Consider the following 19,162-nt stretch of genomic DNA (forward strand, 5'->3'; position numbering starts at 1 on the left):
TCTTCCTTTCGGTGAACTCGGGAACAGAGTGGGCGGGGGGTCCGCGCCCGGCGGACCCCCCGGCGTGGGGCTACGCTGCGGCGGACTCGGCGACCTGAGCGGCGGCCGCGATTTCGGCGGCGTCCATCTCGTCTATCTCGGCGAGCATTGCGGCGGCTTCCGTGTCGGCGGCCTTGACGGCTGCCTCCTCGGCCTCGATGCGGGCGTCTTCGGCGGCGTCGGCGGCCCTGAGTGCGGCGGCTTCGGCCTCCGCTACGGCGATTGCGGCGGCGTCTGCGTCGGCCTCGGCCTCGGCCAGGTCTTCGTCTGGTGCGGCAAAGACTGCGGCCATGGCGGCGTCATGGGCGGCGTCGGCGGCCTCGTACTTGGCGGCGGCATCGTCTGCGGCGGCCCTGGCGACGGCTGCCCGTGCGGCTGCCCTATGGGCGGCCACTTCGTCGGCTACCGCGTTGGCGGCGGCGTTCTCGGCGTCGGCGGCGCGGCACTCGGCGCACAATCCGTCGTCTTCGCCCACTGCGCGTAGGTCATGGGCTGTGCGTGCTTCCGGGCACCCGGTACACGGGGCAACACCGGCCGTTGCGGCGGGCAACTCGTCCGCGTCCTTGGCGGGGAAGTGAGTGAAGGCGTAATCGGAAATGGCGGCCTGGATCGCGCCTCGTCCCTTCGCCTGCTTCCATTCGGTTTGCAAGGCGACCCGCGCGGCGACTGCGCCCAGCTCGGCGCACAAGAATGCGCATCGTGCGTTGACCGCGTCGGCGACGCTGTGCCCGTTCGCGAGTTCGGGAATGCCGGGGTATCCCCTTTCCCGGCACTCTCCGCACAGTCCGTCGTCTCCGTGTCCGGCCTTGATGCGGTCACGGTTCAGGTCGTAGCGGCTGCGGCTGATTGAGCACGACAGGCACCGAAAAGGCACGTCGGTGCCGTGGAGGGCGGCGCGGTCGTAGTCGAATCCGGAGGCGTAGACCTGTTCGGCGCGCTCGCGGTCCTCGCGGGTGTCGAGTTGGGGGCCGTCGGCGACTCCGCCGCGCTCACCCTTATAGCGGCGGAAGGCGGCGGCGTCGGCGGCTTCCTGGCGTGCCCTGCGTCGGGTGCGAAGGTCGGCGGCGTCCTGGCGGCGGGTCTGTACGGTGCTGGGGGCCTGGTAGTTGTTGCGGCCATTCCAGCGGGGCGCGCGGTCGTTGCTGGCCTGCGGGCGGTGGCGCTGCTCGCCGTCCTTGGGCGCACACGCGGCGATGATCGCGCGGTCGGCCTCGGTGGGAGCGCTTTCCCACCATGCGCGCAGCAGGTCAACGGCGCCGTGCGGTCGGTTCTCCAGCAGTTTCGCAATCCTGGCGATCAGCCAAAGCGCGCGCATGTCGGCTTTGTTGAGAAGAGTCTTTCCCAGCTTCTTAGCGGCGGGAAGATCCCCCGCTTCCACAAGCTTGGTCAGCTCGACAAGGTTCTCCGGAACGGAGTAAACAACAGACATTGAATGATTCCCCACTACTTTTTTCCACCTACCGGGTTTGGCGTTCCCGGTCTTTCGTACGCTTTTAAGCTTAGTGCCCAAAGCGCTACTTTTCAAGAAAAAGGCGCTTTCCGATGGCGTATTTTTCGTAACTTTCCCCCGCGACTCACGCTCTTGACCAGGGGTTTTCCGTGCCAAAAAGGCGAGTGCACCGCGCGAATTGATATGCACTTACTGATTGCTGCCCTTTCCTCCCCGTTCCCCCTGTCCCTGCCATCACTTGTGTTGGGGTAGACGGGTCAAGGGTTCTCCGAAAAGATTTTGGCGGAGCTTGCGGAGTCAAAATGTTTTCGGAGGTTCCTTGAGGCGGCTACCCCAACATAAGACGATCGAGGCCAGGGGGGCCCGGTGACCACCCAGTGCACCTGGGTGAGGCGCCGTACGCCGGCCAGGCCGGGGGATGCAGTCGCGGGTGGGACCGGCGGCCGGGTCGCCGGTCCCACCCGGCTGGCCGTCCGCCCGCGGATCCCGTCAGGACGGGCCGTGCGGGACGGCGGCAGTGCCACAGTCGCCCGGAGTGCCGGGGGATGGCGACCGCGGCCTGTGGCTCAGAAGGGAACCACCAGGTCCTCGGCGGGCAGGCCGGGCGTCTCCTCCTGGGGACGTTCGATCACCCGGCAGACCGGGGCGTGCGGGCGACGACGATCGGATGCCGGGTGCGCGGGGCACGGGTCCTTCCAGTCGTCGGGGTGCAAGTCGTGGACGTAGGGAATGAAGTCGTAGCGACCGACGGCGCCGCTGTGCAACGGCACGCCGCATCGGCGGCAATTGGCCGCCCAGGTCACTAGGTGGTCGACGGCCGGCAACGAGCCTTCGATCAGGACCGGCTCCTGTATCGCGACCTTGCCCGCCTCGACGAACGTGGACTGGGCCCAGTGGCTGACGGCGATCCTGAGGTTGACGGATTCGCCATGGGGGCGGGTCTCGACGTCGGTCGGTCCTCGCATGACGTACACATCCGGGTCGTCGAACACGGTGACTGGGCGGCTTCCGGGCTCGTGGTAGTCGTAGTCCAGGTCACGGACGACGGTGCCGCGCCGGAATCGTGCCAGGGCAAGCAGGCGGGTGCCGCCGTACCAGCCGGGCACCCACTGCTGCCCGGCGTGGAAACGGAACGCGGCGTCCAGGCCGGGCCGTTCCGCCGCGGCGCCGATGACGGTGAATCCGGCGGCCGCCAGAGTCAGAGCCTGGGACGGCGGCGCGATCTCCCAGCCGCCCTGGTCGCCCTTCGCGCCCATGCGCTCCTGCCACAGTCCGGCAATCGCGGGAAGGCCGTGCCGGGCGGCGTCCTCCTGCTCCTCGTCGATGAGATAGGGCGCGTAGTGGTGGGTGACCGGGCCGATGACCGGGCTCCCGTCGGTGTCGGCCACCAGATGCGACAGCGTTATTCGCCCGGTGGCCTCGACCTGCACGACGTGCAGCGACGGGTCCAGCGTCGGCAGCGGGCTGCACTCGGTGAGGTTGTGCTCGATGACCCGGAACTGTTCGAGGCGGGGACCGGCGGTTGCCCAATCAACCATCCGCGCCTCGTCGAACTCGACGTGACCGTCGCGGATCGGAGCGACGTGGAGCAGGCTGCCGACCCGGTAGAGGACCGCGTTGAGTTCAGGCCGCACGATGAGCGGGTCTCCGTAGGACAGCTCCAGCCCGGCGTCGTCGCGGTCACCCTGCTGTGACTCCTCCGCGCTGGGGCCGGTGGCGGCGGCGTAGTCGACGACACCGGTCGGGCCGAACCACGGCACGGTGTGCTCCCCCCAGGTGAGGGTGCATGTGACTGGGTCAACCTCGATGTGCGGGGGTTTCCGGACAGGGCTGGTCTTGGTTTCCATGGGGTGGATGGGCCTCCTGGCTGCGCCACGACCGGCCGTTGGCCGGTGGCCCCCAGGTCTGGGGGCGGAGCGCGATCGCCGTGGCGGTGGCGGCTTGTCCAGCGCGGGTTTCGCTGGACAAGCCGGCTCCGCCACGGGAGGCTCTGGCGCACCCCAGGCCGGTCGACGGCCCATCACCTCTCTTCTGCGCGCGGCGGTGCCGCAACCGCGGCAGATCGGCTAGACTGAGTTCGCCGGTTCGGCCTTACGCTTTGGCCCCGCCCCGGCACCCGTGCTGTCGCAGTTTTGGCGAATCCGCTCCGGCGGTGAGTCCCGTGCTTCGGGACTTATGTGTCGGCACACTCAAGGCGTGTCCTTGCCCTCGGGCCGGGACACGCCTTTTTTCGTGCGTCTCGCTTCCTTGCCTCGGCAACGGAGCTGGCCGGGGCCTGCCTTTGATGAGCAGTCACCGCCCCGAATATGTGTCCATCTCAGTTGCCTCTTTACGTATGGTGGCGTGAAGGAGACCTGACAGGCACAAGGGGAGGTAAGGAACGTGACCGAGTCGACGAAGACGAAGCGCCGTCGCGTGCGGCGCTCAACCAAAGTCAGCCTGAAACTGGAGGCGGCGCGGCAGCGCGACGCCGAGCAGCAGGCGGAACAACGTGCGAAGGACGAAGCGGTCCAGAAGGCATTGGAGGTCTACTTCGACGCCGACGGCGAGATCGACGAAGCTGCGAGGGAATGCCAGCGGCGGGCCGCGCCGCATGAACGCGCGATCACGCGGCTGCGGAAGGAACGAGACGAGCGGGTGGCCGACCAGGAAGCGGTACAGGCCATGGCGGCCCTGGCAATGCACGAGGCTGACCGTACGATTGAGCAGGTCGGCGAGTTGCTGGGAAAGGGCGAGAAGGCGGCGCGTGCGCTGATCGCGGCGGGCCGGAAAGCCCGGGCGGCCCTGGCACAAACAGGCAACGGCGCTCCGCCAGGCGACCGCGAGGAACAGGACCAGCGCGACGAGACCGTTCCCGCCGCCACACATACCGGAAGCCTGAGCTCGACACGCGGAGTGGACGACGACGCGCCCCCACCGGCCTCGGACAGTGCCTAGTACGACGGGGAGGGGCGGACTCGTGCGAGTCCGCCCCTCCCCGTCGTTCAGGTGGAGATCAGCGTGTCCGGCTCAAAACCGCCCGCGGCGTTGGCGCGTCGGCGGTCCGTGCCCGTGCGCCCGGCGCGGTCCGTGGTGCCTGCAACCAGCGGAACCACGGCACCACCGTGGTAAACCCGCCCGCCAGCATCAGGAGCAGGCCGACGTTGATTAGGTCGCCGAGCTGGCCGAAGGCCATGGCCAGCGGCACGACGACAGCTCCGGTCACCGCACCCCAGAGCAGCCGCCGGCTGGCGACCCTGGGCAGCAGCCAGAATCTGGTCAGCCTGGCGACGCCGACACCCATCGCGGCGCCGAACACGGCCAGCACTGGCAGGGCGCCGATCCACGGGCTGCCCGGGACCAGCACTCGGCCGGTGACCAGGGCGAGCAGCCCTGCCACGGCGGCGCCGACGCCTGCGCCGACGCCGCCTGCGCCGATCAAGCGGAGGAAGACGACGAAACTGGTGGGCCTCATGTCGTCCGAGGATAGACCAGGACGGCGTCCTGGTCTGCTGAGATTCCCGGCTTGGGCAGGATGCCGGTGCCGTGACGCCCCCGGTCCGGAAACGGCTCGGCTCGGGGGGGACCGGGTCGGGCGGTTGGCGGGGACGGTCATCGCTGCTTCTGCCCGTCGGTCGGCCGCGACTCGGCCAGGATGTCGAGCTGACCGCATCGGTAGCCGATGTGGGCCGACAGTCCTGCCAGTACAGAGACCATGGTGACGACAAGAAGGAAGTCGGCGACCGGGTTAGCGGGAAGCAGAAAGCCGGCGACCGTTCCGACTGGGATCATAGAGACGGCTCCAGCCAAGGCTCGCTGTGCGGAGCGAAGCCATTGCCGCGCCCGGTCGGCATCCGGGGTATCGGATTTGGTCACCGGGCCTCCTGAGGTTTGGTTCGGGACGCGGCAGCGTTGCGGAGTTGCCGCGCGGCGGCGCGGGGGCTGCGCAACGCGTATCGGAACCAGGCGACGTCGTCGCGCCAGCACTCGGCACACAATTCGCAGGGGTCGCGCCGGGCAGTGGGGTGGTCGATCCAGGTTCGCAGGCCGTCGCACACGTCGCACCACACTCGCCAGTACTTGCAGAACGGGGACTGTGCATACCAGCCTTCGCTCGCGCACGACGGGCATCCACACTTGCCGGCGCCGTATGAGGAAGACGGGGGACTGCTGGGGAGTGGACACTTCGCACCATCTCCGAAGAACATCTCATAGCGCAGACCGCCGTAGTCGACCTGGAGATCGAAAAAGTCGGTGCCGGGTTCGAGTTGACGGAACACGGTGAGAGGACCTCCCTTAGAGCGTGTCTTACGTGGCGATCGGTCGCTGATGCGCGATGATCTTTGCCGTGGTTGATCGGTTGTCGTTGCGGTTGGTGCCGGATGAGCTGTGGAATCTGGTTGAGCCGTTGATCCCGGTGTTCGAGCCGCGTCCGCAGGGCGGCGGCACTGCCCCGGTGGACGCTCGTGCGGTGTTCACGGCGATTGTGTACGTGCTGACCAGCGGTTGTGCGTGGCGGGATCTGCCACCGTCGTTCGGGGTGCCGTTCCAGACCGCGCACCGCCGCTTCGGCCAGTGGACCCAAGCCGGTCTGTGGCGGAACTTGCACCACGCACTCTTGGACGAACTCGGCAGCCAGGGCCACATCGACTGGAGCCGCGCGATCGTGGACGGAGCCTGCGTACGCTCGAAAAAGGGGGATCTCTGACCGGTCCCAGCCCGGTCGACCGCGGCAAACCCGGCTCGAAGATCCACGCCCTGTCCGACCGCGCCGGGCTGCCGCTCACCGTCGCGGTCTCCGCCGCCAACACCCACGACAGCCACGCACTCAAGCCACTGGTGAAGGCGATCCCGGCGATCCGCTCCCGTCGTGGTCCGCGGCGTCGCAAGCCGGCCAAATTGCACGCCGACAAGGCCTACGATCAGCCCGACCTGCGACGCTGGGTCCGCGATCGCGGCATCAAGGTCCGCATCGCCCGCAAAGGCATCGAATCCAAAGACAAGCTCGGCAAACACCGCTGGGTGATCGAACGAACCATGGCCTGGTTCACCGGATACCGGCGCCTGACCCTGCGCTACGAACGCAAAGCCGAACACTTCCTCGCCTTCCTCATCCTCGGAGCCAGCCTCACCTGCCACAAGAAACTCCGCAAACTCACCACGTGAGACAAGCTCTTAACTGGGGTTGGTATTCGGGAACGGCCTCGCTCGACGAACACCGGGCGAGGCCGTGGTACAGCACGCGGTCGCGGCGTCCTGCGGGACCGAAGCGGAGAGATGAGCCGAGGGGGCCTCGGCCGGGCGCGCGTGGCGGCACGCCCGGCCGAGGATGAGCGGGCAGTTGCGCCGTGGGCGCGGCGCGCGCCTCTGCTCCGCCAGATGGAATGAGCCGTCCCCGGGTACCGGATGGACAGTGAGGGCCCGCAGGACCGGCTGGGGACGCCTGCGGCTATGGCCGCCAACTCGCCTCGTGACATACACTTCGGCTAGCCGGTCCTGCGGGTGATCTAGGTGTGCCTGGCCGACGTCGAGTCGACCAGGCACAGGGGCAGTGCGGGCGCTCAGAAGCGATCGTCAAGCGTCGCCCGGCACGGTGGCTTTCATCCGCGGGCGAGTTCGGCGCGTAGTTCCATCAGGTAGAGCCCCAACCAGTTCTTGCCGGGTTCGGCGCACGCCGGCCGACCACACCGGCAATCGCCCCAATCGTTGTCATGCCACGTATTTCCCTCTACCAAGACGGCGTCGCCGGTGGCCACCAGCATCTCCGCGAGGCCGGGGTCGGTGAACTTCGCCCTCAAGACCGCACGCATCACCCCGTGGCGCTTCTCGTTCCATCCGGGAATCAAGCGGACCCTCCGTCCTAGTTGCTTCGCTTCCTTCGGTGTGAGCGCTGCGGCGATCCGGGCCCGCTGTCTCAGGTCGTCGGTCTTGCCGCCTTGGAACGCCGCTTCCGCTGTCCAGTAGAGGACCCCGCGTGCTCCCCGGATCGGCTGCGCGAGCGGGTAGAAGTTGCTTAAGAACGCGTACCGGCCGCGGAATTCCTCGATTCGAGTCATTGACGACCCCTTCGCCGAACTCATCGCGTCCCGACGGTCGTCGGAACGCACTGGTCGGCGCCTTGCTCGGGGTGGGGTGTCCAGCGTTGTGTGCTTGACACCCCACCCCGAGCAAGGCACAGTGCGGCGTTCCGAGGGCAGGCGGGTGAGCAGGCGCAGCGCCGCGGTGTGTCGGCGCGCGCTCTGCTCCGCCGGTTGGCATGATTTGGCCAGGCAACGAACAGTGATGACCGGCGGTGGCGACAGCGCCGTGACCGACGGCCGGGTTCATGCCCGGCGGTGCCGGCAGGGATGTCGTCGATCGGCGGCACGTCGATGAGGCCGGGCCTGGGTCTGGGCCTGAAAGCGTGACTCTGGCGCGACTAGATCAACTTCCCGAGGCAGTCGATGTGTTCGCCGTCGTGGGCACGGCGATGAATTCCCCAGCAGGCCTCGTGCCCGTCCTCTTCGTACTCGTCGTCGTACTCGCCCTCGTCGTCTTCGGCGTCCCCGTCCGCAGCGCGCGTATCCTCTACCTCCGGGTCCTTGTCCCTGATCTCAACGATGTTGTCGACGACTGGTAGTCGTTCGTGGTCAAATACCGGCAGGTTCTCCCCGACGAATCGCACGGTCCGGGCGTAACCGAGGCGCCTGTGAAGGTCGGCCAGGAAGGCATTGCGGAGGTCAACCGCGACCGGGAAGGGATCCTCACGATTGAGGGTCTGAATCGCGGATGCGACGGAGTCGATTTCGTGTTCGAAGAATGGGATACCGTCCATTTCTCGTCCGGCAATCTTCGCCACGGCCTCCTCCGCACCGACACGCATGTGGAAGGCGCGCATCATCGCGGGTACCGGGCTTTCCTCATCAGGTTTCGGAGACCCAGCCCGCCAGGCCTTTTCCTGGATCGACTCGATCAGGCGCAGCTGTTTGCGGGAGATCTCGATCGCCAGCGTGTTCCGCGCTACGGGCTTCGTGTGGAGTACCAACGTCGTATCGGGCGACTGTGTGGCACGTGTACGACGAAATCGCAAGAACGAGAACATAAGCAGGGTGGCCTTCCGGTTCGTGAATCGGGGACTTAGCCTCGGGATAGGTCTCGGCCGGGCGTGCCCGCTGGGGAAGGCGGGTACGCCCGGCCGAGGGGTGAGCAGGCGGCGGCACCGTGGGGGGTCGGCGCGCGCCCGCTCCGCCAGGTGGTCCTTGCCGGGTGGAGGTTAGGAGAGTTTGTGGTGAAACCGGATTCGGCCGCCGAAGAGCTCGAACTCGACCGGGCAACCGGGGCACTTCCCGAACTCGCGAGTCTCCATGTATCCCAGCTGCCTTGCACCGAGTTCGTTCGTGACGGCGAGCACATTGCCGCGCTCATCGAGCTGGACGTACTTGGTGGTGACGGTGACGGGCGCTTCGCCAGCACCGGCGCACACGATCATCTGGACTCCTTGGGATATAGCCGGATACCTGAGCAGATCGACGTACCCGAAGTTGGCTGAGTCAGCCGGCGTCAGCGAGCCCTGTCGTATTTCGACAGGTCGTCGAGTGGGTTCGGCCCGAGGGGGCTGTCGATCTGCGGAAGGCGCCTCAGGTGAGGGCTGGGATGGCGGGGGTTCCGGCCTGCTTTTGGCCGGGTTCATCGTCGTCCCAGCCCTCACCTGATTTGCTTGTAGCGGATCAACAGCCCCCCGGCCCGAACCCACATGCCCAACCCCCTTCACCCAGTCCTCGCGGCAGGCAGGCGCGGTTTCAGTCCGATGAGGTGCGCTGGTTCGCCTGCCGCAGCGGATCCGCCCAAAGGTAAGAGAGAAAGCAGAACAGGACCTGCGGAGAACGATCTTGACAGTGTCCCGGCGTGCGAGATCCGCAGCTCGCCGTCCCACGCGCCGTCCGTGGTCGCACGGTGCCCCGGAGCCAACCCGCACCAGGGTTGCCCTGACCTACGGGCCGCGGATCAGATGTAGACGACGACAACGGGCTCGTCATGCGAGTTCGATGCCTCCACCGCGCGGGCCAACGGGCCTGTAGTTGTCGTAGTCGATGGAGAGCGAGGGAATGATGTCGTCGATGTTCGCGTACACGTTCAGCCCTTCTGAGTTTCTGACCAGGTCGTCAACAGTCGTGATCATCTAGAGCGGGTCCGGCCCGAGGGGCCGTCGATCTGGAGAACGCAGCTCAGGTCGTGGTCGATGGCTCGCCGAGTCCTGTGGTGTGGAGGATGTCGTCGACGGAGGCGACGAGGGTGGCGTCTCCAGAGCCGATCAGGGCGTGGCAGCCGTAGGACAACGCTGAGGACACGGGTCCGGGCATTGCCATAAGTGTTCGGCCGAGGATCTCCGCCGCGGAGACGGTCTCCCGGGTGCCGCTGTGCCGTCCGGCCTCCACCACGACCGTTCCGGCGGTGAGAGCCGCAACGATCCTGCTTCGCGCGGCGAAGCGCCGGATCCCGGGCACCGTGCCGGGCGAGTACTCGCTGACGAGCGCACCGGACGCGGCGATACTACGCAGCAGGTGCGCGTGTCCGGCCGGATAGATTTGGTCGATCGCGCAGCCGAGCACGGCCACGGTCGTACCGTTCGCGTGGAGCGCGCCGCGGTGGGCCGAGCCGTCGATGCCGTACGACGCGCCGGCCACGATCGAGATTCCGTGGCCCGCCAGGTCATAGGCGAACTCGGACGCGTGATATTCGCCGTAGCCGGTTGATGCGCGGGATCCGACGATCGAGATCGCTCGCTCCGCTGCTTCGTTGAGCCGGGCCGGTCCGCGAACCCACAATCCCAGCGGCGGCGCCATTGCGGGGAATCCGCTGGCCTGGACACCGGCGAGGTCGCTGAGCGGACCTGCGGGCCACTCGGTGTCTTCCGGGGTGACCAGGCGGGTTCCGCCGGCAGCGGCCTGTTCCAGATCGTGCGCGGCCCGGTCGCCGTCCAGCCGCCCGGTGACTTCCGCTAGCACTGGTTGTGGACACGCGCCGCGTTTGACTCGTTCCGCGGCCTCGATGGGGCCGTGCTGGCTGACGAAAGTGGCCAGCGCGGGCGCGGGTGGTTCGGCGACCCGCATCAGGTACGCGCGGGCGATCTTGTCCGCCGTGAAATCGCTCATTCAGATCCCTTTGGTGCACGTGAGAGGTGGTCAAGAGTGGTCAGGACTGCCTTTCGGCGCGCGATTGCAGGACGCGGCGGCGCAGGAGGGTCAGCAAGGTCGGTCAGTCGCCGACGGGTTCGGCGGTGAGGTAGGGCTCGACGAGGTCTACCGACCAGGTGATGCCGGGATCCGTGCAGGTGACGGACAGCGCCGCGGCTACGCGAGCCTGGGCCTCCTCGTCGTCGGCCACGCCGTTGACTCCGTCGATCCTGACCCTGATCAGCACTTCTCCTTCCACAGCCAGGGTCATCGGCGGAAGGTCGAGCTCTGTGAGGACGTACTGGATCCCCGCCACGCACCAGTCGCCGTCGAGCCACTGACGTGTCGCCAGCTGGCGGACCCGGCGGCGGAACTCGGCGTCCGCCGCGTGGTGTGCGGCGATCTGGGCTTTCAGCAGATCGATGTCGTTCGTCATCACGGACACCTTCCGGCAATGGATTGCGCGATGAACAAACCCATGTGCCCGGCGTAGGTCGTGCTCGCGCCAGGCACATGGGTTTGCTGTGGGGTACGGCGGTGCATGGCACCGTGGCTCTTGTCTCAGGGCGTGTCAGACGGTCCGCATGCTGACCGGTCCGAGCGACACGGAGTTAACCGCGCCGAAAACCCTGAGAGCGGGCTCCGTTCCGTTCAGTGTCTTGAGGGCTTGGTCGATGGCGGTGCGCAGGACCTGGCGGCCCTCCGGCGTGTTCAGGTGCTGCATCGCCGCCGCCCAGCCGCCCTTGTCGGCTACGTCGGCCATGATGGTCAGCTTGATGTCGAGATCGGCTTGGGTGACGGCCCCGGGCTCGTGCGGCTGCAAGCCGAGTTCCCGCAGGGCGGCGTTGAGCTGGTCCAGGTCCCATTCGATGTCGTGGTAGCCCTGGATGGCGCGATCGCGAACCAGATCGCGGTACGCCGTGCCGTTCTGGAGCAGGGTTTCCAGCCGCGTGCGGAGTTCGTCCGCGGTGGGGTCGTGGTCCGGAGTGAAGTCGGCGACGGGGGTCATTGTCTGATCTCCCTCGGTCGGTTTTGTGCAGTGCGAATGCGGAGACACTCACGTGGTGGACCAGTGAGGGCCGCCCGCGTGATCGTGCGGCGGCCTCTCCCCGGGCGTATGGAATGGTGCGGCAGGCCTGGGTGCGCACTGTGCGGCTTCCAGGCCGCACAGTGCGCACAACAGAACGAAGGCTCGACGGGGTTTCGCCCCCGGATGGCTAAGGAGGCGACGGCCTTCCCTGTCGTACCAGTGCCAGTCCCTGTTGGATGTCGTGTTAGGACAGTCCTCGGGGCGTGGGACCGCCCATGTCCAGCCGGGTAGCTCGATCACCGTCTGGCCGGGGTTGATCCACTCGCCGGTGCCCCCGCGAGCATCGGCGTTGCCGTGCCGGTGGACGAGTGTCTCCCTGCGCCGCAACTCGGTGCCCTTCAGCGTCCGGCTGGTTAATGGCGAGCAGCCCGTTGACCGGGCTGACACGGCGATTTGCTCTGGGACGCTGGCTGAGGTGTCAGCAGGGATGTTCGCGCTCGAAAGCAAACCGATTCCTCCTTGAGCGGAACTGTGCGGAGTAGCTCGGGTCGCGAGCCGAATCGGGCCCGGACGATCCTCGTCCGGGCCCGATTCGCTGCGGGGCAGCTCAGAACGGGGGCTCGTCGCCGAAGTCGCCACCGCCACTGGCAGGGGGAGCCGAACCCCAGGGGCCTTCGGCGGGTGCGCCGCCGCCGTAGCCCTGGCTGCCGCCTTCGGGGCTCTTGCTGCGGGAGACCTTGTTGACCTTCGCGGTGGCGTACTTCAGCGACGGGCCGATCTCGTCGACGTCGAGTTCGACGACGGTGCGCTTCTCGCCTTCCTTGGTCTCGTACGACCGCTGCTTCAGTCGCCCGTGCACGATGACCCGAGCGCCGCGGGTGAGTGACTCGGCGGCGTTCTCTCCTGCCAGGCGCCAGAGCGCGCAGCGCATGTACAGGGTGTCGCCGTCCTTCCACTCGCCGGACTGCTTGTCCAGCGTGCGCGGGGTCGAGGCGACCGTGAAGTTCGCAACCGCCGCTCCGGACGGGGTGAAGCGAAGCTCCGGGTCGGACGTGAGGTTGCCGATTACGGTAAGAACGGTCTCTCCAGCCATGGCGAGAACTCCCTTGCAGATCGGTGATCAGGTCACCGACAACCCGTTCCGGTCCTTGTTCACCCGCTGGCACTTCATCGAGTGGGTTCGGCCCGAGGGGGCTGTCGATCTGCGGAGCTCGTATCAGGTGAGGGCTGGGATGGCGGGGGTTCCGGCCTGCTTTTGGCCGGGTTCATCGTCGTCCCAGCCCTCACCTGATTTGCTTGTAGCGGATCGACAGCCCCCTCGGGCCGAACCCACATGCCCCCACCACCACCACCCCAGCCCTCGCTCGGGTTAGTTGTCGTCCCGGATAACCGGGACGACAACTAACACAAGGCACGCCAACGCCGCAACACCCTCCACCCGTCGCGGGTCAGATCGAGCCGATGGGTCTCGCGACTGTCGCCGTCGACGTCGGCGAAGAGCCACAACCCGACGCAGACCAGCCCGGCACGGCGCAGTTGGCTGATCAGCTCCGCGTCGCGCGGGTCGGGTCGGACAGCACGGTGGTTGCGCCCGTCGGCGACAAGCTCGTACAGGTCGCCGCGCCAGATGGCGAACCGATTCCGCGTGATCTGCTGCAACAGCCGATGCTGCGGCCAGTCGGCCAGCGGGCCACTGTGCGGCTGATTCTTCGACGCCGGTACTGCTTGGGTGTCCAGCAACGCTTCCTGCACCGGGCGCGGACGGCGCCGTCGGGGTTGCCGCCGGGCCGGTGCGGGGACTGGCGGCTCGGGCTGTGGGGCGGTGCCGCGGCAGACCGGGCACCGGTGATCTTCCAGGTGGGTCGGCCCGCCGGCGGCGGCGGTGAAGTCGGCGTCGCCGCACTGCGCGCACTGGTAGGGCAGCAGGTCCCGATCGGCACCGGCCCGCTCGCCCGCGGCGTAGATCCCGGCGTAGGCGATCGTGGCGGCCAGCCGCTCGGCGACGTGCTGCTCCTCCAGATGCTCCACAGTGGACATAGTGATGTCACTGACGAGGGTGGCCAGGTGATCGGCGCGGTGAGCGAGGCCGGAGTGGCGCAGCGGGTCGCGGCGGCCGTCGATGCTCAAGGTGAACTGTCCGGCCCGCCAGGACAGGACGGTCGGCACGCGGGCACCGGCCGCGGCGAGGGTGATCCGCGCGGCCGCGGTCACCCCGTTGGTCTCCCAGCCCAGCTGCGGTATCCATGCCTGGGGTGCCAGGTGCGCGACGATCGCGCGGGACAGGGTCGCCGCGGTGGGCTCGCCGGGCTGGTGAACGGGTGCCAGCTCACTGGTGGTGCTAGCGGGAACAGTGGCGTGGAGATAGGACATTGCGGGGCTCCGTGACGCGGAAGGCCCGCTGAGCGGGCACACAGGGGACCACGGGACCTGCCACCGCGAGGGCTTCGCGATGGCAGGTCCCGTGGGAGAGGGCCTACGCGGCGCGGTCGGCCAGCCTGCGTGGGTAGCGCGCGCCAGCCTCCAGGCCGTCGCTGATCGTGGAGTCGGCTTCGTAGGTGGGTATCTGGCGCTTCTGCGCGGCGATGTGCAGCGTGGCGCGGGCTTCGTCGTCGGTGAACTCGCGCCCGGCGATCAGACGGCCGAGCCCGAACGCGGCCCTGTTGAGGGTGTCGTGCGCGGTATGCGGCGCGGCGTTGGCGACGGTGGCGGCGACCGTGTCGAGGTAGCGCTGGCGGCGCTTGTCCGGCAGGGGTTGGACGTCACCGAAGTCGATCGGTTCAGGTTCCGGTCGCGGTGGTGGGGTGAAGTGCGGGATCAGCCACTCGGGAAGAGGGGCGATGGGGGCCCGGTGTGCGACGGTGTAGATGCCGTCGCGGCGGACAGAGCCGGGCGCGACGATGAATCCGCCACGTCCGCGGCTGTCGATTCTCCACCCGGCCTTTCCCGCGGTGTTGCGCAGCGTGCTGTCCTCCCTGACCCGGAAGTAGAGATGGTCGCTCGGCGAGGGGCTGCGGCCGGTGTAGGTGTTGCCGGGGTAGGGCTGTCCGGCCCGCTCGGCGAGGCGGGCGAGGACGTCGCGGCCGTGCCGGGCGCCGGCCCACTCCGGGGGCGGTTCTCTGCCGTGGGCGGGGTCGAGGTCGAGTACGTACAGGTTGGACGGGCCGCAGGCGATGCCGACGTTGCTGGTCGGGGAGGCACCCCACCAGTAGCGGATCAGGTCCGGTTCGGTGGTGGCGCGCTGTTCCCAGCCCAGGTGCCCGTCGGCGCACCCACCCGTACCGGTGCAGGCGCGTTTTCCGTGCAGGCACGGCACTTTGGAGTGCGGCCAGAGCGGGAACACGTACAGGCCCTGGCGGGCGGCCGCGAGCGCGACACCCATCAGGCGCGGCGCGGGGCGGCGCCGCCAGGTGCGGCCCCGGGTGGTGTGTCGGCGAACCGTCCCATGGGTTCGTGGTGGTGCGGTCATGGTCATCTCTCCTTGCTTCCAAGGTAGCGTGCCTATCCGCCCAGGTCAGGCGGTTTTCCGGCGAATCGGGATGATGGGTGCGAGCGGGCGGCGCTCGACGGTGCGCAGGTGCTGCTGCACCAGGAACGCCAGGAACGGCAGCGACGGCGGGTAGGCGAAGCGGCCGTTCAGTCGGGGGTCCTCGTCGGCCGGGATCTCACCGTTGACGGTCACCTCCCAGTAGTCGCCCCGCGGCCCGTGCTCGGCTCCTTCGACCCGCGAGACCACCGTGATCAGCTGGCCATCGGGATCAAGCAGGCACGCGGTGACCTCACCGCCGACCGGCAGGTGAGCGGGGACTCGCTCGGGGTCCTCGCTGGGGTGGCGGGTCAGCAGTTCGCGGTAGTGCACGGAGATCGGGGTGCCGCCCAAGCGCCGGTACAGCTCGATCAGGTGTCCGCGGGCCCAGTTGTGGGCGCCGTAGCCGCCGAGGGAACCGCGGCGCGGGATGTTGGTGGCGACCTGTTCAGGCAGCAGATAGCTGCGGGACCAGTCATATGGGGTGACCCAGCAGAAACGAGGGAACGGCCAGACGAATTCAGGCGACACGGGACCTCCAGACGGGGTGGGCGAATCCGGCACGCGGGGTGTGGAGCGGTGGCGCATCGGCCACCGCCCCACCCCGTCAGCTCACAGGCGGGTTCGTGTTGAGCACATCCAGCAGTGCTGTGATGGCCTGCTCGACATCACTGGACTTCAGCTCGACCAGAGGCTGCTGCGCGACGCGTACCTCGGCGCCGTCACCGAGCAGCCAGCTTCGTTGAGTCCGGACCTCGTAACGGTGTCCGGCGACGGTCACAGTGATGAGCGAAGATCGAATAATGAACGGAATCCACACCAACTTGGGCTTGCTCACCACGACGTCGGCGCGGCTGAGTGACTGGAACATGCCGTTCTCATCACCCGATTCCTGAAGCCGGGCTGTCAGGTCATCGTCCCAACCACCCGGGAGCCGGTACAAGGGCCTGGTGCCGGAGCGGGTCACCTGCTCGAGCGGCGGAGGCGCGGGCAGTTCGTGCCAGCCAAATGGGTTGTAAGCGTGGAACCGGCCGTCGATGGCGATGACGTCGCCAGTCAGCAACGGCCGGTTTCCGCGGGCGGAATAGTCCGCCGCCCGCCGGTCTAGGGTCCTGAGGCAGGAGTCGTCGCTGCACAGCTGGACCGCCTCGTCCGCTAGCTCGTGCTCGTGCATAAAGCGCCGGAGGCGGACGGTGTAGACGAAGACTTCGGTGACCGTGTCGCCAGGCTCAAGGCCGCGCGTGAACTCGTGCCGATACCGGCGGTTGTTGTGGAACACCCGCACTGTCACGGCGGTGGGCTCGTCGGCGGGGACGGCGATGGTCTGCGTGGTGCTCATGATTCCCTCCGGGCATACACGACGGCCCGGCCGGAGCGATTCGGCCCAGGGATGAGCCGCGCGCCCAGCCGGGCCGAGGTGAAACATTCATTCGATTACGTCGGCCGCGCCAAGAGTTGGCCGGTGTCCGCAGTGCACGCCGAGACGACAGGCCATGCTTCGGGTTCGGCGCTGATCACAAGGTGTCCGATGTGGATGGTCAGCCTCTCTCGTGTCCGTTCGGTCGTCTCTCCAGTCCGGCGTCGTAGGTCGGGTGAGGTTCGACGTCGTCACAGTCGTCGTAGTGGCTGTTCAGCCAGGCCTGCGCGGCCTCGATGTTTCCCTGTTCCGCGTACATCGCAGCGATCGTGTTGACCGGCGGGCACAGGACATGCCGGCCGAGATCCGTCGCCAGGTCGTCGAATATCTTCTCGAAGCCGACGAGCGCAGTGAGTGTGCTCGCGCCTGTGTCCGTGTCTCCGAAACCCAGGAGTGCCAGCAACGTGTCCGCGTGGCCGAGGGCGCTGTCCATCGCTTTGAACAGGTCTTCGCCTCGGAACTCGTCGGCTGTGCTGAAGTCGAGGGTCTCCTCGGCCTCGTCGTACAGTTCGCTACGACGAGCACGTGCCGTGTCGACCGCGTCCTTCGCCGCGCAGTACTTGTCGCTCGCGGTAATGATCTTGTGGTCGCTCATGCCGCGCTCACCGTCTCTGCTGTCTGGCGCCTCGGTGGAGTCACGGCGCGATGGATGGTGGTTCAGATCCCGCCGCTGCGGGCGAGATCGGAAGCGTGGGTGGATCCGGGGGAGTCGTCGAGGATGAAGGCGAGGCACCGTCCGGCGCCGAGGTCGATGGCGGTCTGCACCATCCCCTCGTTGCGGCGGAATCCGGCGGAACGCCGGAATTGGCCGTCCTGGATCCACTCGGCGGGGAACCGCTGGACCGTGCCGCCCCAGTGCTCCCAGCAGTCCTCGCACAACTTGTCGGCGCCACGAGGGCACGCGCCGGACATCAGGATCGTGTCGGGATGCCAGACCTCGGCGAGCGCGTCGCGGATGATGCGGGTGTCGGTCCAGAGCTGCGAGCCGGTGATCAGAACCCGGCGGTAGGACCATGTTGCCACGAGGTACCTCCTATGAGAGGACGAGCCAGGGACTGGGGGACAAAGGCAGTTACGCGGCTGGGTGCGGCGAGCAGGGCGGTCGGGTCATTGAGCCCAGTCGTCAAGGCTGAGGAACAGCACGCCGCCGAAGACGATGAATACTGCGATCCCGAACGCGGTCCACCAGCTGATGTCGCCTCCGAACAGGGAGACTGCCCAGTCAATGGGCACGGCGAGGGCGGCGGCGATCGCCAGCCCGACCCCGAGCTTGATCAGGAACTCGGTGAAGTCGTTCTTCACGTTGAAGGCTCTCTTCGGTCGGTGCTGCGTGGCTGGATCGGCGAGCCGCGCAGCAGGAACTGGGCATGACGAAGACCCGGGCCGGGCTCCGTGGCGGAAACCGAGTCCGGCGCGTGGAATGGGTGCGCGGCCCCGTGAGACGGGAACCTGCGCGCTGGAGTCAGTTGGGCGGGTCCCTGGTGATGAGGACGTGCACGCGGCTGAAGGCCGCGCTTGCCGCGACCGCGCAGCCGGTCACGGTTCCCCAGCCGATGCGGTCGTCGAACAGAGCGGCCACGGCGAGAGGCAGCAGTGTCAGGCAGATGGAGATCGCCAGTTTGATCAGGAACTTGCCCAGCTTTTCGAGATGCTGGTCTTTCACAGCGGCGGCCTCACGTGGATCGGGGGCTGTGCGGTACGTCTGGCGGGCCGAACAGCCGGCAGCGGAACAGGCGGAAGGCCCGGACCGAGCTCTGCGGCGGGGCCGGTGCGGGCCTTCGGTTTGCTGGTGCCGCGCCGTCAGTGCAGGTGCCGCGGCGGGTCGTCGCAGTCGCTGAGGTGACGGGCAAGCCAGACTCTGGCGATGCCGGATCTGCCCTGGTCTTCCAGAAACCCGACCAGGGAGTTCACCTCGCGGCAATCCAGCACGTCTGCCATGTCGCAGGCCAGGACGGGGTTGCTGAACACCTCGGTGAACACCTCGGCCGGGTCGTAGATGAGGTGCTCAGGGGCGAGCTCGGACACGGGAACCTCCTCTCGGGAGATCAGGCAACCTAGGCTGCAATGGGTGATGGGAAAAGGCGTCAGTGGACGCGGAACCCGCCGAAGCGGGCGGCTTTGCGCAGGAACGGAACGACGTCGTCGGCGAAGGCGTCCGGGTGCGGAGCGCCGACGACCCGGGCGTTCTCGTAGGCGGACAGAGCCTCGTTGCACTCGTCGGCGGTGACGTACCAGCCGTCGCCGCTGGAGACCTTGTGGGTGGGAATTCCCCAGCGCCGGTTGGCGCCGTGGGTGCCGTGGTCGACCTGGAGCGCGGCCAGGGCCCGCAGGTAGTCCCGGGCGCGGTCGGTGACCGGCTGTTCGCCGTCGAAGTCGGCGGCGGCAAGGTGGTCGCTGTCGGGGAAGTCCGGGACCGGGCTCGGGTGTGCCATGCCCAGGGCGACCATCGCCTCGCACAGACGAGCCGTGCCGAGGGTGAACCCGCGCTCGATGCGGGTCGTGTCCTCGTCGGCGGGGGCGTTCTGGACCTGCAGTGTGTAGCCCATGCGGGCTCCTTCCGCTCGATTTCTGC

24 protein-coding genes are annotated in these 19,162 nt (G+C 67.9%); 3 read left to right on the forward strand and 21 right to left on the reverse strand.

The window, feature by feature from the left end:
- Positions 1–70 precede the first annotated feature (70 nt).
- The gene (locus NQK81_RS01195; RefSeq protein WP_257486628.1) at positions 71–1,468 is read right to left on the reverse strand and encodes a hypothetical protein; all 1,398 of its coding nucleotides are present in this window, start codon (positions 1,466–1,468) and stop codon (positions 71–73) included.
- Between the two features lie 587 nt (positions 1,469–2,055).
- Positions 2,056–3,249: a hypothetical protein gene (locus NQK81_RS01200; RefSeq protein WP_257486629.1), complete on the reverse strand. Its 1,194-nt coding sequence runs from the start codon at positions 3,247–3,249 to the stop codon at positions 2,056–2,058.
- Positions 3,250–3,871: 622 nt separating this feature from the next.
- Here NQK81_RS01200 and NQK81_RS01205 point away from each other — a divergent pair.
- Positions 3,872–4,426 (forward strand): hypothetical protein, encoded by a 555-nt coding sequence (locus tag NQK81_RS01205; RefSeq protein WP_257486630.1) that lies wholly within the window; start codon positions 3,872–3,874, stop codon positions 4,424–4,426.
- Between the two features lie 58 nt (positions 4,427–4,484).
- Here NQK81_RS01205 and NQK81_RS01210 read toward each other — a convergent pair whose 3' ends face one another.
- Entirely contained in the window at positions 4,485–4,943 is a 459-nt protein-coding gene (locus tag NQK81_RS01210) for a hypothetical protein (protein ID WP_257486631.1), read from the reverse strand.
- 137 nt (positions 4,944–5,080) lie between these two features.
- Positions 5,081–5,344 carry a hypothetical protein gene (locus NQK81_RS01215; protein ID WP_257486632.1) on the reverse strand — a complete coding sequence of 88 codons (264 nt, stop codon included), beginning with the start codon at positions 5,342–5,344 and terminating at the stop codon, positions 5,081–5,083.
- A 460-nt stretch (positions 5,345–5,804) separates the two neighbouring features.
- Between NQK81_RS01215 and NQK81_RS01220 the strand changes: the two genes are divergently transcribed.
- Positions 5,805–6,634 (forward strand): IS5 family transposase gene (locus NQK81_RS01220; protein WP_371878847.1). Its coding sequence is split into 2 segments (ribosomal slippage): positions 5,805–6,156 and positions 6,156–6,634, totalling 831 coding nucleotides; the frame shifts between segments, so codons are not numbered across the junction.
- A gap of 434 nt (positions 6,635–7,068) precedes the next feature.
- On the opposite strand, the gene ybiA is transcribed toward NQK81_RS01220, so the two are convergent.
- Together ybiA and NQK81_RS01230 are read right to left on the reverse strand one after the other, a co-directional pair.
- On the reverse strand, positions 7,069–7,524 hold the full coding sequence (gene ybiA / locus NQK81_RS01225; protein WP_257486634.1) for a riboflavin biosynthesis intermediates N-glycosidase: 456 nt from the start codon (positions 7,522–7,524) through the stop codon (positions 7,069–7,071).
- Between the two features lie 362 nt (positions 7,525–7,886).
- The gene (locus NQK81_RS01230) at positions 7,887–8,492 is read right to left on the reverse strand and encodes a hypothetical protein (protein ID WP_257486635.1); all 606 of its coding nucleotides are present in this window, start codon (positions 8,490–8,492) and stop codon (positions 7,887–7,889) included.
- Between the two features lie 243 nt (positions 8,493–8,735).
- On the opposite strand from NQK81_RS01230, the gene NQK81_RS01235 reads away from it, so the two are divergent.
- Positions 8,736–8,996 carry a hypothetical protein gene (locus NQK81_RS01235; protein WP_257486636.1) on the forward strand — a complete coding sequence of 87 codons (261 nt, stop codon included), beginning with the start codon at positions 8,736–8,738 and terminating at the stop codon, positions 8,994–8,996.
- Between the two features lie 483 nt (positions 8,997–9,479).
- On the opposite strand, the gene NQK81_RS01240 is transcribed toward NQK81_RS01235, so the two are convergent.
- The 15 genes from NQK81_RS01240 to NQK81_RS01310 form a co-directional block, all read right to left on the reverse strand.
- On the reverse strand, positions 9,480–9,626 hold the full coding sequence (locus tag NQK81_RS01240; RefSeq protein WP_257486637.1) for a hypothetical protein: 147 nt from the start codon (positions 9,624–9,626) through the stop codon (positions 9,480–9,482).
- A gap of 46 nt (positions 9,627–9,672) precedes the next feature.
- The gene (locus NQK81_RS01245) at positions 9,673–10,599 is read right to left on the reverse strand and encodes a DNA-processing protein DprA (RefSeq protein ID WP_257486638.1); all 927 of its coding nucleotides are present in this window, start codon (positions 10,597–10,599) and stop codon (positions 9,673–9,675) included.
- A 103-nt stretch (positions 10,600–10,702) separates the two neighbouring features.
- On the reverse strand, positions 10,703–11,056 hold the full coding sequence (locus tag NQK81_RS01250; RefSeq protein WP_257486639.1) for a hypothetical protein: 354 nt from the start codon (positions 11,054–11,056) through the stop codon (positions 10,703–10,705).
- A gap of 135 nt (positions 11,057–11,191) precedes the next feature.
- Complete coding sequence (locus NQK81_RS01255) at positions 11,192–11,629, reverse strand: hypothetical protein (protein WP_257486640.1); 438 nt, start codon at positions 11,627–11,629, stop codon at positions 11,192–11,194.
- 628 nt (positions 11,630–12,257) lie between these two features.
- Positions 12,258–12,743: a single-stranded DNA-binding protein gene (locus NQK81_RS01260; RefSeq protein WP_257486641.1), complete on the reverse strand. Its 486-nt coding sequence runs from the start codon at positions 12,741–12,743 to the stop codon at positions 12,258–12,260.
- A 308-nt stretch (positions 12,744–13,051) separates the two neighbouring features.
- A complete protein-coding gene (locus NQK81_RS01265; RefSeq protein ID WP_257486642.1) occupies positions 13,052–14,020 on the reverse strand; it encodes a hypothetical protein in 969 nt (322 codons plus the stop codon).
- Between the two features lie 103 nt (positions 14,021–14,123).
- Positions 14,124–15,116: a bifunctional DNA primase/polymerase gene (locus NQK81_RS01270; protein ID WP_257486643.1), complete on the reverse strand. Its 993-nt coding sequence runs from the start codon at positions 15,114–15,116 to the stop codon at positions 14,124–14,126.
- A 45-nt stretch (positions 15,117–15,161) separates the two neighbouring features.
- A complete protein-coding gene (locus NQK81_RS01275) occupies positions 15,162–15,704 on the reverse strand; it encodes a hypothetical protein (protein ID WP_257486644.1) in 543 nt (180 codons plus the stop codon).
- A 76-nt stretch (positions 15,705–15,780) separates the two neighbouring features.
- Positions 15,781–16,512 carry a hypothetical protein gene (locus NQK81_RS01280; RefSeq protein WP_257486645.1) on the reverse strand — a complete coding sequence of 244 codons (732 nt, stop codon included), beginning with the start codon at positions 16,510–16,512 and terminating at the stop codon, positions 15,781–15,783.
- Positions 16,513–16,711: 199 nt separating this feature from the next.
- Complete coding sequence (locus NQK81_RS01285; protein ID WP_257486646.1) at positions 16,712–17,185, reverse strand: hypothetical protein; 474 nt, start codon at positions 17,183–17,185, stop codon at positions 16,712–16,714.
- A gap of 62 nt (positions 17,186–17,247) precedes the next feature.
- On the reverse strand, positions 17,248–17,613 hold the full coding sequence (locus NQK81_RS01290) for an SLOG family protein (protein WP_257486647.1): 366 nt from the start codon (positions 17,611–17,613) through the stop codon (positions 17,248–17,250).
- An 84-nt stretch (positions 17,614–17,697) separates the two neighbouring features.
- Positions 17,698–17,892 (reverse strand): hypothetical protein, encoded by a 195-nt coding sequence (locus NQK81_RS01295; RefSeq protein WP_257486648.1) that lies wholly within the window; start codon positions 17,890–17,892, stop codon positions 17,698–17,700.
- A gap of 160 nt (positions 17,893–18,052) precedes the next feature.
- On the reverse strand, positions 18,053–18,253 hold the full coding sequence (locus NQK81_RS01300; RefSeq protein WP_257486649.1) for a hypothetical protein: 201 nt from the start codon (positions 18,251–18,253) through the stop codon (positions 18,053–18,055).
- 137 nt (positions 18,254–18,390) lie between these two features.
- A complete protein-coding gene (locus NQK81_RS01305) occupies positions 18,391–18,615 on the reverse strand; it encodes a hypothetical protein (protein ID WP_257486650.1) in 225 nt (74 codons plus the stop codon).
- 59 nt (positions 18,616–18,674) lie between these two features.
- The gene (locus NQK81_RS01310) at positions 18,675–19,136 is read right to left on the reverse strand and encodes a hypothetical protein (protein WP_257486651.1); all 462 of its coding nucleotides are present in this window, start codon (positions 19,134–19,136) and stop codon (positions 18,675–18,677) included.
- Positions 19,137–19,162 lie beyond the last annotated feature (26 nt).

This window comes from Amycolatopsis roodepoortensis, assembly GCF_024628825.1.
Classification (GTDB): domain Bacteria; phylum Actinomycetota; class Actinomycetes; order Mycobacteriales; family Pseudonocardiaceae; genus Amycolatopsis; species Amycolatopsis roodepoortensis.